This window comes from Streptomyces sp. NPDC040545, assembly GCF_055595065.1.
The window spans coordinates 178714-190199 of the sequence record NZ_JBVIWA010000005.1; the positions used below are offsets into that span (position 1 = coordinate 178714).

An 11486-nucleotide genomic window follows, 5' to 3' on the forward strand; every position below is an offset into this window, starting at 1 on the left:
CCCGGGAGGGAGGGATGAGTCTGGAAGCAATTGGGGGGGTCCCCCCAACCCAACTGGGTCTGGTTGTCCGTCCGTGGAACGGACTGGGCAGGACTCCCGGGCCCGTCCGGCGCGATCCGGCGGAGACAGCCAGGACACCCCCAGCCCCCGCAGGTGACCCGGCATGATCGGGGGACAGCCCCTTCCCCCGAGGAGACCGCGTGACGCGTATGGCCGGTGACAGCCGGACCGCAGCCAATGCCGCCACCGTGCTGCGGACGGTGCTCGACCACGGGCCGGTCGCGCGCAGCGCGATCGCCCCGCTGTGCGGGCTGAGTCCCGCCGCCGTGTCCCGGCAGACCACCGGGCTGCTCCGCGGCGGGCTGCTGCGCGAGCTGCCCGGACCCGGCGGCGGGGTGGGGCGGCCACGGATCCCGCTGGACCTGCACACCGGGGCCGTCGGCGGGCCGGTCGCCGCCGGGCTGCACATCGGGGTGCCGCATTCGACCTTCAGCCTCGTCGACCTCCGGGGGCAACTGCTCGCCCGGCGGGCCTTCCCGCACGAGGGGCTCCCGCCGGACGGGCTGTCCGCCGCGATCGCCTCCGAACTGCGCCGCTTCCTCGGCGCGTACGACTCCGGGCGGCCGCTCCTCGGGATCGGCGCGGCCCTGGGCGGCTGGGTCGGCCCGGACGAGGGGACGGTCGTACGGCACCCCGCGCTCGGCTGGAGCCGCAAGCCGCTCGCCGCCGAGCTGTCGGCCGCGCTCGGGCTGCCGGTGTGGATCGACAACCACGCGCGGGCCGTCGCGCGGGCCGAGATCCTCTTCGGCCGGCCCGAGGCCCGCCGGAGCCTGGTGCACCTGTTCATCGGCCGGGTCGTCGACGCCGCCTTCGGGATCGAGGGAACCGTGCACCAGGGTCCGGGCGCGGCGGCCGGCGACGTGGCCCATCTGCCGGTGCCCCGCTCGCAGGTCCCGTGCGCGTGCGGGCGTACCGGCTGCCTGGAGGCGACGGCGTCCGACACCGCGCTGGGCGCCGAGGCCGTGCGCCGGGGCATCGTGCCGGACCCTTCGGTGAACCTGCTGGTGGACGCGGCCGCCACCGGCGATCCGCGCGCCGACCGGCTGCTGCGCGAGCGCGCCCGCGCGGTGGGCCGCGCGGCGGCTCTTCTGTTGGATGTCTTCAATCCGGCGGTCATGGTCGTGACCGAGCTGGCGAGCGTCCTCGACGAGGGATATCTGCAGGAGATCCGGGCCGCCGCGATGGAGCTCTCGCACGTCTGCGACGATCCGGAGCGGATCGTGGTGCCGCACGCGGGTCCTGCCGTACTCCCGGAGGCGGCGGCAACCGTGCTGCTCAGCCGGGTGTTCCAGGACCCCTTCGGCACGGCCCGAGAGGGCGAGATCACACCCACCGGTATGGTGCCACCTGAGCGCGCTCCCCTACATTCGAGCCATGACGGTCCTGCCTGACGACGGGCTCTCCCTGGCCGCCGAGTTCCCTGACGCGACGCATGAGCAGTGGCAGCGCCTTGTAGAAGGCGTACTGCGCAAGTCGGGCAAGGAAGTCTCCGGCGAGGCCGCAGAAGACGCGTTGTCCACCCCAATCGAGGACGGGCTCACCACGCGCCCGCTGTACACCGCGCCGCCCGACGGGGCGGCTCCCGACACCGGTTTCCCCGGCTTCGCCCCGTTCGTCCGCGGGGGCAGGCCGGAAGGCACCACCGCGAACGGCTGGGACGTGCGCCAGCGCCTCGCGGGCACCGATCCGGTACGCGTGAACGAGGCGGCCCTCGCCGATCTGGAGAACGGGGTCACCTCCCTCTGGCTCACCGTGGGCCGGGGCGGTCTCCCGGTCGAGGGCCTCGCCCGGGCGCTGGACGGGGTCTACCTGGATCTCGCCCCCATCACCCTGGACGCCGGAGCCCACTACGCGGAGGCCGCGCGCGCGTTGCTGCGCCTGTTCACCGGGAGCGCGGTGGCCCCCGAGGCCGCTCGGGCCTCGCTGGGCGCCGACCCGCTGGGCCACGAGGCCCGCACGGGTGAGGCACTGGACGTGGCCGACGCCGTCGAGCTGGCCCGGGAGGCCGCCGCGGGCTGGCCCGGGGTGCGCGCCCTGACCGTGGACGCGCTGCCGTACCACGAGGCCGGCGGCAGCGCCGCCGAGGAGCTGGGCCTGTCCCTGGCCACCGGTGTCGCCTACCTGCGCGCCCTCACCGAGGCCGGGCTGAGCACCGAAGTTGCGCTCGGACAGCTGGAGTTCCGCTACGCCGCCACCGCGGACCAATTCCTGACCATCGCCAAGCTGCGCGCCGCGCGCCGGCTGTGGGCCCGTATCGCCGAGGCCTCGGGGGCCCCGGAGGCGGGTGCCCAGCTCCAGCACGCGGTGACCTCGCCGGTGATGATGACCCGACGCGACCCCTGGGTGAACATGCTGCGCACCACCGTGGCCTGCATGGCCGCGGGTGTGGGCGGCGCGGACGCGGTGACCGTGCTCCCCTTCGACAGCGAGCTGGGTCTGCCGGACGCCTTCGCGCGCCGGATCTCCCGCAACACCTCCACGATCCTGCTGGAGGAGTCGCACCTGGCCCGGGTGATCGACCCGGCCGGGGGCTCCTACTACGTGGAGCGCCTCACCGACGAACTCGCCCACGCGGCCTGGGAGTTCTTCCAGACCGTGGAGAAGGCCGGCGGCCAGGCGGCCGCCCTGCGCTCCGGGCTGGTCGCCGAGCGGCTCGCCGCCACCTGGGCCGCGCGCTCCAAGAAGCTGGCCAGGCGCCGCGAACCGATCACCGGCGTCAGCGAGTTCCCGCTGCTCTCGGAGAAGCCCGTCGTACGCGAGCCCGCGCCCGCCGCGCCCTCGGGCGGACTGCCGCGCGTACGGCGCGACGAGGCGTACGAGGCCCTGCGCGCCCGCAGTGACGCGCACCTGGCGGCGACCGGCGCCCGGCCGAGGATCTTCCTCGCCGCGCTGGGCCCGGCGGCCGCGCACACCGCGCGCGCCACCTTCGCCTCGAACCTGTTCCAGGCGGGCGGTATCGAGCCCGTGCACGATCCCGTGTCGGTGGACCCGGCGACGGCCGCCGAGGCGTACGCCGCGAGCGGCGCCGACGGCATGGCCGTGCTCTGCTCCAGCGACGCGCTGTACGACGAGCAGGCCGCGGCGGTGTCCGAGGCCCTGCGCGCGGCGGGCGCCACGACCGTCTTCCTCGCCGGTAGGCCGGGCACCGCCGAGGCTTCCGTGGACGAGTACGTCTTCGCCGGCTGTGACGCCGTCGCCGTGCTGTCCTCCGTACTCGACCGGATGGGAGTGCCGTCTTGAGCATCCCCGATTTCTCCGAGCTGGCGCTCGACCCCACAGCCGTCGCAGGGGTGTCCGAGGAGCAGTGGCGCTCCGCGGTGAAGGAGTCCACCGGCACCGCGGCCGCCGACCTGCTGTGGGAAACGCCCGAGGGCATCGGTGTCAAGCCGCTGTACACCGGGCGTGACCTGGAGGGCCTGGACTTCCTGCGGACGTACCCGGGCGTGGCCCCGTACCTGCGCGGCCCGTACCCGACGATGTACGTCAACCAGCCCTGGACGATCCGGCAGTACGCCGGCTTCTCCACGGCCGAGGAGTCGAACGCCTTCTACCGGCGCAACCTGGCGTCCGGCCAGAAGGGCCTGTCGGTGGCCTTCGACCTGCCGACGCACCGCGGCTACGACAGCGACCACCCGCGCGTGACGGGCGATGTCGGCATGGCGGGCGTGGCGATCGACTCGATCTACGACATGCGGCAGCTGTTCGACGGGATCCCGCTGGACAAGATGTCGGTGTCGATGACGATGAACGGCGCGGTGCTGCCGGTCCTCGCGCTCTACATCGTGGCGGCGGAGGAGCAGGGCGTCTCCCCCGACAAGCTCGCCGGGACCATCCAGAACGACATCCTCAAGGAGTTCATGGTCCGCAACACCTACATCTATCCGCCGCGGCCCTCGATGCGGATCATCTCCGACATCTTCGCGTTCACCTCGCAGAAGATGCCTCGGTACAACTCGATCTCCATCTCCGGCTACCACATCCAGGAGGCCGGGGCCACGGCCGACCTGGAGCTGGCGTACACCCTCGCCGACGGCGTGGAGTACCTGCGGGCCGGGCAGGCCGTCGGGCTGGACGTGGACGCGTTCGCGCCGCGCCTGTCGTTCTTCTGGGCGATCGGCATGAACTTCTTCATGGAGGTCGCGAAGCTGCGCGCGGCCCGGCTGCTGTGGGCGCGCCTGGTCAAGCAGTTCGACCCGAAGAACGCCAAGTCGCTCTCGCTGCGCACGCATTCGCAGACCTCGGGCTGGTCGCTGACCGCGCAGGACGTCTTCAACAACGTGACGCGCACCTGCATCGAGGCGATGGCCGCGACCCAGGGCCACACCCAGTCGCTGCACACCAACGCCCTCGACGAGGCCCTCGCGCTGCCGACGGACTTCTCGGCGCGCATCGCCCGCAACACCCAGCTGCTGCTGCAGCAGGAGTCGGGGACCTGCCGGTCGATCGACCCGTGGGGCGGCAGCGCGTACGTCGAGAAGCTGACGTACGACCTGGCCCGGCGGGCCTGGCAGCACATCGAGGAGGTCGAGGCGGCCGGCGGCATGGCGCAGGCCATCGACGCGGGCATCCCGAAGCTGCGCGTGGAGGAGGCCGCGGCGCGCACGCAGGCGCGGATCGACTCGGGCCGGCAGCCGGTGATCGGCGTCAACAAGTACCGCGTGGCCAGCGACGAGGCGATCGACGTCCTGAAGGTCGACAACTCCTCGGTGCGTTCGCAGCAGATCGCCAAGCTGCGGCGGCTGCGCGAGGAGCGCGACGAGGCGGTCACGCAGGACACCCTGCGGGCGCTGACGAACGCGGCCGAGCGCGGCGACGGCAACCTGCTGGCCCTGGCGGTGGACGCGGCGCGCGCCAAGGCCACCGTCGGTGAGATCTCGGACGCACTGGAGAAGGTGTACGGGCGGCACGCGAGCCAGATCCGTACGATCTCGGGTGTGTACCGCACCGAGGCAGGCGAGTCCCCGTCCGTGGAGCGCACCCGTGCGCTCGTCGACCGGTTCGAGGAGGCGGAGGGCCGGCGTCCGCGCATCCTGGTCGCCAAGATGGGCCAGGACGGGCACGACCGCGGCCAGAAGGTGATCGCGACCGCCTTCGCCGACCTGGGCTTCGACGTGGACGTCGGCCCGCTGTTCCAGACCCCGGCGGAGGTGGCCCGCCAGGCCGTCGAGGCGGACGTCCACGTGGTGGGCGTGTCGTCGCTGGCGGCCGGCCACCTGACCCTCGTACCGGCGCTGCGCGAGCAGCTGGCGGAGGAGGGCCGCGAGGACATCATGATCGTCGTGGGTGGGGTGATCCCGCCGGCGGATGTCCCGACGCTGCTGGAGATGGGCGCGACGGCGGTCTTCCCGCCGGGCACGGTGATCCCGGACGCGGCCCACGACCTGGTGACGCGGCTGGCCGCGGACCTGGGCCACGAGCTGTAGGCGGCCGCCGGTGCCGAAGATCGACATCGAGGCCTACGCCAAGGGGGTGCTCGACGGGAAGCGCGCGTTCATCGCCCGCGCGATCACCCTCGTCGAGTCCACCCTGCCGGCTCACCGGGTGCTGGCGCAGGGCCTGTTGACGGAGCTGCTGCCGCACGCGGGGCGGGCCCGCCGGATCGGCATCAGCGGCGTGCCGGGGGTGGGCAAGTCCACCTTCATCGACGCGTTCGGCACGATGCTGACGGGACTGGGCCACCGGGTGGCGGTCCTCGCGGTGGACCCGTCGTCGACGCGTACGGGCGGCTCCATCCTGGGTGACAAGACCCGGATGGAGCGGCTGTCGGTGGATCCGGCGGCGTTCGTCCGGCCGTCCCCCTCGGCGGGCACGCTGGGCGGGGTCGCCAAGGCCACCCGCGAGTCGATGATCGTGATGGAGGCGGCGGGCTACGACGTGGTCCTCGTCGAGACGGTCGGCGTGGGCCAGTCGGAGACCACGGTGGCGGGGATGGTCGACTCCTTCCTGCTGCTGTCCCTGGCCCGTACGGGCGACCAGCTGCAGGGCATCAAGAAGGGCGTCCTGGAGCTGGCCGACGTCCTGGCGGTGAACAAGGCGGACGGCCCGCACGAGCGGGACGCGAAGGCCGCGGCCCGGGAACTGTCGGGCGCGCTGCGGCTGATGCACCCGGTGGACGCGGCCTGGACGCCGCCGGTCCTGACGTGCAGCGCCCGGGAGTCGACCGGGCTGGACGAGGTGTGGAGCCGGCTGGAGCAGCACCGGACCCTGCTGGACGCGGGGGGCCGGCTGGCGGCGAAGCGGGCGGCGCAGCAGGTGGAGTGGACCTGGTCGATGGTCCGCGACGAACTGCTGGAACGCCTGCGCGCGGACCCGGCGGTACGGGACCTCGCGCCGGGCCTGGAGTCCGCGGTCCGGGCGGGCACGATGACCCCGACGTCGGCGGCGGACCGCATCCTGACGGCGTTCGGGAACACGGGGAACTGACGGCGGGACGGCGCCCGGTGGGCGCCGTCCGGTCAGTCGTACCGCAGCCACACCGACGGCGGCAGCAGGTCGGCGCCGCTGATGGTGCCGGTACCGGCGAAGATGCGGACCGCCTGGAGTCCGGGCAGTTTTGCGAGCGGCGCGATGTCCAGATTCCCCTTCGAGGTCATGTCGAAGAGGAGCAACTGCTTCAGTCGGGGGAACGCTGCGGGCAGTCGGCGGATCGCCGACCGTATGACCTCTTCCTCATCTCCGAGAAGGGTCAGACCGGTGACGCAAGTCAGCCTCGCGTCCGCCGGGAGGGTCGCGAACGAGCTGGTGGACACCTTGAGGTGGGCGAGGGCGTTCAGCGCCCGGACCTCCTGCCAGTCGGCTTCCGAGGCAGGAGCGGATGCCCCGGTGAGTACGAGCGTCGTCAGCCCGGGGAACCCGCCGAGGCCTTCGAGCCCGTGGAGGGAATTCATCTCGCAGCACACGACCAGCTCGCGCAAGGGGGCACGGGCGGGCAGGACCTGTGCGGACCAGCTCGTGCCGGTTTCCGCGTGGATGCTGAAGGATGTCAGTTGCCCGAGCTGTGCCACCGGACTCAGGTCGAGGTCCCGCCCGGCACTCTCGATGGCCAGCCTCCTGACCGGCAGGCCGCCGAGCCCGGAGATGTCCGTCAGCTGCGGGCAGCCCTTGATGTCGACGGCTTCCAGGGCGGACTGTCCGCGCAGGAAGTCCAGATCCGACACCCGGTCGTGCGTGAGCGCGAGATCCGTCAGACCGTGCCGTCGCACGTAGCAGGACAGTGCGTCGAGGGACACGCGGTGCCTGACGTCCAAGCGGTGCGGCGGGGAGTCCAGACGGTCCAGCTCGTGCAGTTGGGCATCGGAGCGGACGAGGTAGAGGAGACCGGCCGGATCCAGGTGTGCGATCACCTCCTCGGCATAGGTCCCGCATTCGAAGCGCGACCAGGCCCACAGGAGCTCCGAACGGATCCGGAGCCGGGGGTGCGTGGCGAACCGTGCGAGGAAGGGCATCGCGGCATCCGATTTCACGTGCGAGGCCGCGACCACCACGTGGTACGCGCTCTCGTGGTCGAGCTCCTCGGGGCCGGGAAGGAGGGCCAGCACCAGCCGGCCGACCTCCGCGAGGGCGCGTGCCTGGGTCTCGTCCGCCGGCGGGACGAGGGTGGCGGCGCGTTCGTCCACGGCCGCCCGCGTGGCGGGGTCGAGGCTGCCGATCTCCTCCAGGCAGGCGGCGGCGAGCAGGTGGACCCGGGCCCGGGCGCGCTGGTCGGTGGAGGCGTCTCCCCGGTCGAGGAGGTCGCGCAGCAGTGTGACGCGCTCGGCGGGGCGGGCGAGGGCAACCGCCATCCCGATGACGTCCTCCCACTGGTCGTCGTCGGCGTGGGAGATGAGCATGCCGAAGTCGCCCTCCTCCACCGCGGCCCGCGCACCGAGGAAGTCCTGGAAGGTGCGGTGGATGAAGTCCACCGTGCCCGGCGCCGGTTGCCGCAGGAGTCCGCTGCGCCGGAGGAGGTACTCGAAGACCTCGGGTGCTCCGCCCAGGGCGGCCGCCTCCGGGACGGAGGGCAGTGCCCTGGCGATGACGTCCTCGGCGCGGGAACGGTCCATCGCCGTACGACCGTTCTTGGCGAGCCAGTACGCGAGCCTTTGCAACAGGTCGAGCTGGGGCTCCTCCCGCAGATCCGGGCCCTTGAGGTCCCGCTCCCGGTCGCGGCGGCCCAGCAGCATGGAGAGCGCGGCCTCGTAGAGGTCCTTGCGGCCGTGCGGGAGGTAGCCGCGCCGGTCCCGGTGGAGGGCGCAGAGCAGTCCGCACATCAGGGGGGTGGTGGCCAGGCGGCCGAGGTCCGCTCTGGTCCGCACCGCGTTGAGCAGCTGGGACTCGTACGCGCGGAGGTCCGCGTCCTGCGCGCCGCCGTCACGCGCCGTGGCGTACCACCGCTGGATGAAGGTGGCGATGTCCGGCGGAGTCATGGGGGACAGCGTCAGTTCGGTGAAGTCCTCCTCGGCGAGCCACTCGGCCCCCACGGCGGAGGGGCGCGAGGTCACGAGCCACCGGTTGTCCCCGTCGTAGGTGTCCATCAGGTCCCGTAGCCAGCCGCGGGTGCGCTCCCGTTCCGCATCGGGGATCTCGTCGATGCCGTCGACGAGGACGAGGCCCCGACCCGTCATGAGGACGCGGTGGGCCCAGCCGTCGGGCTGGGAGGACCCGAGCGGACAGCCCACGGCGGTCAGGAAGTCGCGGGGGGCGGGCAGCCGCTCGCCGTGACGGGTCAAGGTGCGCAGCGGCAGGACGAAGGGGATGCGGTCGTAGAGGTACTCCATCTGCGGGGAGAGGTTCCGGCAGGCGGCGGTGACAGCCAGCCACTGCACCAGGGTGGTCTTGCCGGAACCGGCCTCCCCGCGCAGGAGGACGCGGTGGCTGCCGGCCAGGGCCTGATCCGCGGGCAGGGCGTGCCGGGGGGCGGCGGCGAGCCACTGCAGGAGTGCGGTCCGTCCGGCGCGCGCACCGCCGCGCAGGAGGACGCGGGAGCCGCCTGCCAGGGCCTGATCGGCGGGCAGGTGAGCGGCGTCCGGGCCGCGGTCGTTCAGCCACCGGTGCCACGTCACCGGCGTCGCCTCCAGGCTCAGGTACGCCGCGTCCAGCGGCCACCGCGTGGGCGAGTTGCTGAGGTCGATCCCGTAGATGGTCAGCTTGCCGTGCTTCTTCTGCACGTACGGGAGGTACAGCTGCTCGAACGCGGCGTCCTCGGCTCCGGGCAGCGGATCGCGGCGGATCAGTTCGTCGACCTTGGCCGTCAGTTCGGCGATCCCGCGGGTCTGCTCCACCAGGGCGTGGGCCACGAACGTCGAGCGCTGCGTGAAGAACTGCAGGATGTGCAGGCAGGCGGCGTCGACGAGCCGCTCGTAGAAGTACGCGGCGTCGGAGCCGAGTTCCCGCTCGGGGCGGCCGCTCGCGGCGCGCAGCTCGCGGGCGAAGGCCGTTGAGCCGAGGCGGACGGCGTCCAGGTCGGTCATCGTCAGCTCGCCGAGGCCCCGCAGGGTCCGCGCGAGGGCGTCGGTGACCGCCTGCTGTTCGTCGGCGGCGATCGGGCGCTCGCCCGTGCGCAGGGCCTGTTTCACCAGCTTGGCGGCGAGCGTCCCGAGGTCGGCTTCGGTGAGCGAGCGCTTCTCGCCCGTGAAGGACACGTGGCCCGAGATGCGGATCGGCCGGCCGACGAGGCCCGCCCCGCCGCCCTCGCTGACGAACAGCTTCCTGACGAGGGGCCCGATGGCCGCCGAGGCCAGCCGGACGCCGATGGTCCCGGGCTCCATGCAACCCCCCGCAGCGTAGCGACCGTTACCCGGATCGTAGCGGCCGCACACGCTGCCCCGGAGGGTTATGCCCCGACGAGGACCGAGCCGGGTGCGCCCAGCGCCTCGCGCAGGATGCGGGCCTGCTCGACCTTGTTGTCCGTGGCGAGGAGGGCGGACAGGACCGCGATGCGGGCCTGGCCGGCGCGCAGGGTGCCGGTCGGGACGGCGCCGGCGGCGACCAGGTCCACCGCGCCGCCGTGGGTGTAGATCTCGGTGACCGGTCCGGCCATGACGCGGGTGGTCAGCGCGACCAGGACCCCGCGGCCGACGGCGGCGCGGACGGCCTCCACGATCTCCGGGGTGGCGTTGCCCGCGCCGGTCCCGACGAGGACGATGCCGCGCGCGCCGGCCTCCACGGCGGCGTTCAGCAAGGCCGGGTCACCGTCGGTGTGGTGCACCACCACGTCCACGCGCGGCGGGAGTTCCGGCATCGCGGGCAGCGGGAGCGGCGCCGGGCGCTGCGGGGTGCGCAGGATGGTGACCTTGCCGAAGCCGATCTTCCCGAAGAGTTCCTTCGAGGGGTCGGCGAACGCGTCCAGCTCCACGGCCTGGGTCTTCACGGTGCCGCGGGCGGCGTGCACCCGTCCGGCGAAGGCGATCAGTACGCCGAGCCCGCGCGTGTTCGCGGCGGTGAGCAGGGCGTCGTAGAGGTTCCCCGGGCCGTCCCCGTCGGCGGTGCCCATGGGGCGCTGCGAGCCGGTGAAGACCACGGGGCGCGGGTCGTGGTGGTGGAGGTCGAGGAGGAACGCCGACTCCTCCAGGGTGTCGGTGCCGTGCGTGACGACGATGCCGTCCACGCCGGGGTCGGCGAGCACCTCATGCACGGTGCGGAGCAGGGTGAGCTGGTGTGCGGTGGTGAGTCGCGGGCTGTTCACGCTGAACAGGTCGACCAGTTCGACGGTGATGCCCTCGGGAAGTGGTGCGGTGGCGATCACCTCGTTCCCGTCGGCGTCCGCTGCGAAGCCGGAACCCTGCCAGCGGCTGGCTATCGTCCCGCCGGTGCTGATCACGACGATCCGTCCCATCGGCCGTGGCCGCCCTTCACTCGTGTCACTCGTGTCACTCATACGTCACTCGTACATATGTACTCAAAGCAGCAATGATAGAGCGATCTACGCGCAATGTGATTGCGTTTTCCCTCAGGCCCGTGCGTAAGCGCTGGGTGATAATTGCGTCATGGACGCCATTGACCGAGATATCTTGCGCGAGCTCCAGGCCGACGGCCGCCTGAGCAACCAGGAACTCGCCCAGCGCGTGGGACTGACCCCCTCCCCCTGCATGCGCCGGGTGCGCCAGCTCGAACAGGACGGGGTGATCCAGGGCTACCGCGCCGTGATCTCCCCCGAGGCGGTGGACCGCGGCTTCGAGGTGCTCGTCTCGGTCGAGGTGCGGCGCGACCGGGAGGCGGTCGAAGCCTTCGAGGCGGCCCTCCAGGACATCCCGGACGTCATCGAGGCCTACCGCCTCTTCGGCAGCCCCGGCTGCCTGCTGCGCATCGCCGTCGCCGACCTGCGGGCCTACGAGCGCCTGTGGATCGAGAAGCTGACGGCCCTCACCGGTATCACCGAGGTCAACTCACAGATCATCATGAAGCGCATCAAGGAACCGAACGGCCTGCCCGTCGACTTCCGCTGACAC

Annotated in this window: 7 protein-coding genes; 5 read left to right on the forward strand and 2 right to left on the reverse strand. The window is 72.5% G+C overall.

Annotated features, from left to right (window positions below):
• Nucleotides 1–209 precede the first annotated feature (209 nt).
• From ACZ573_RS13230 to meaB, 4 genes are read left to right on the forward strand one after another with little or no spacing between them, the layout of a single operon-like run.
• Entirely contained in the window at nucleotides 210–1451 is a 1242-nt protein-coding gene (locus tag ACZ573_RS13230; protein WP_471303319.1) for an ROK family protein, read from the forward strand.
• The gene (locus ACZ573_RS13235) at nucleotides 1435–3300 is read left to right on the forward strand and encodes a methylmalonyl-CoA mutase family protein (protein ID WP_471302970.1); all 1866 of its coding nucleotides are present in this window, start codon (nucleotides 1435–1437) and stop codon (nucleotides 3298–3300) included. Before ACZ573_RS13230 ends, ACZ573_RS13235 begins: the two co-directional genes overlap by 17 nt.
• Nucleotides 3297–5483, forward strand: a complete 2187-nt coding sequence (gene scpA / locus ACZ573_RS13240) for a methylmalonyl-CoA mutase (protein WP_471302973.1) — start codon at nucleotides 3297–3299, stop codon at nucleotides 5481–5483. The genes ACZ573_RS13235 and scpA overlap by 4 nt, the downstream gene beginning before the upstream one ends.
• 10 nt (nucleotides 5484–5493) lie before the next feature.
• Nucleotides 5494–6483, forward strand: coding sequence for a methylmalonyl Co-A mutase-associated GTPase MeaB (gene meaB / locus ACZ573_RS13245; RefSeq protein ID WP_471302975.1), 990 nt, complete (start codon nucleotides 5494–5496; stop codon nucleotides 6481–6483).
• Between the two features lie 32 nt (nucleotides 6484–6515).
• On the opposite strand, the gene ACZ573_RS13250 is transcribed toward meaB, so the two are convergent.
• Nucleotides 6516–9806 carry an NACHT domain-containing protein gene (locus tag ACZ573_RS13250; protein ID WP_471302977.1) on the reverse strand — a complete coding sequence of 1097 codons (3291 nt, stop codon included), beginning with the start codon at nucleotides 9804–9806 and terminating at the stop codon, nucleotides 6516–6518.
• 65 nt (nucleotides 9807–9871) lie between these two features.
• Nucleotides 9872–10873, reverse strand: coding sequence for an asparaginase (locus tag ACZ573_RS13255; RefSeq protein ID WP_471303321.1), 1002 nt, complete (start codon nucleotides 10871–10873; stop codon nucleotides 9872–9874).
• 151 nt (nucleotides 10874–11024) lie between these two features.
• Between ACZ573_RS13255 and ACZ573_RS13260 the strand changes: the two genes are divergently transcribed.
• Entirely contained in the window at nucleotides 11025–11483 is a 459-nt protein-coding gene (locus ACZ573_RS13260) for an Lrp/AsnC family transcriptional regulator (protein WP_189739073.1), read from the forward strand.
• The last annotated feature ends 3 nt before the right edge of the window (nucleotides 11484–11486 follow it).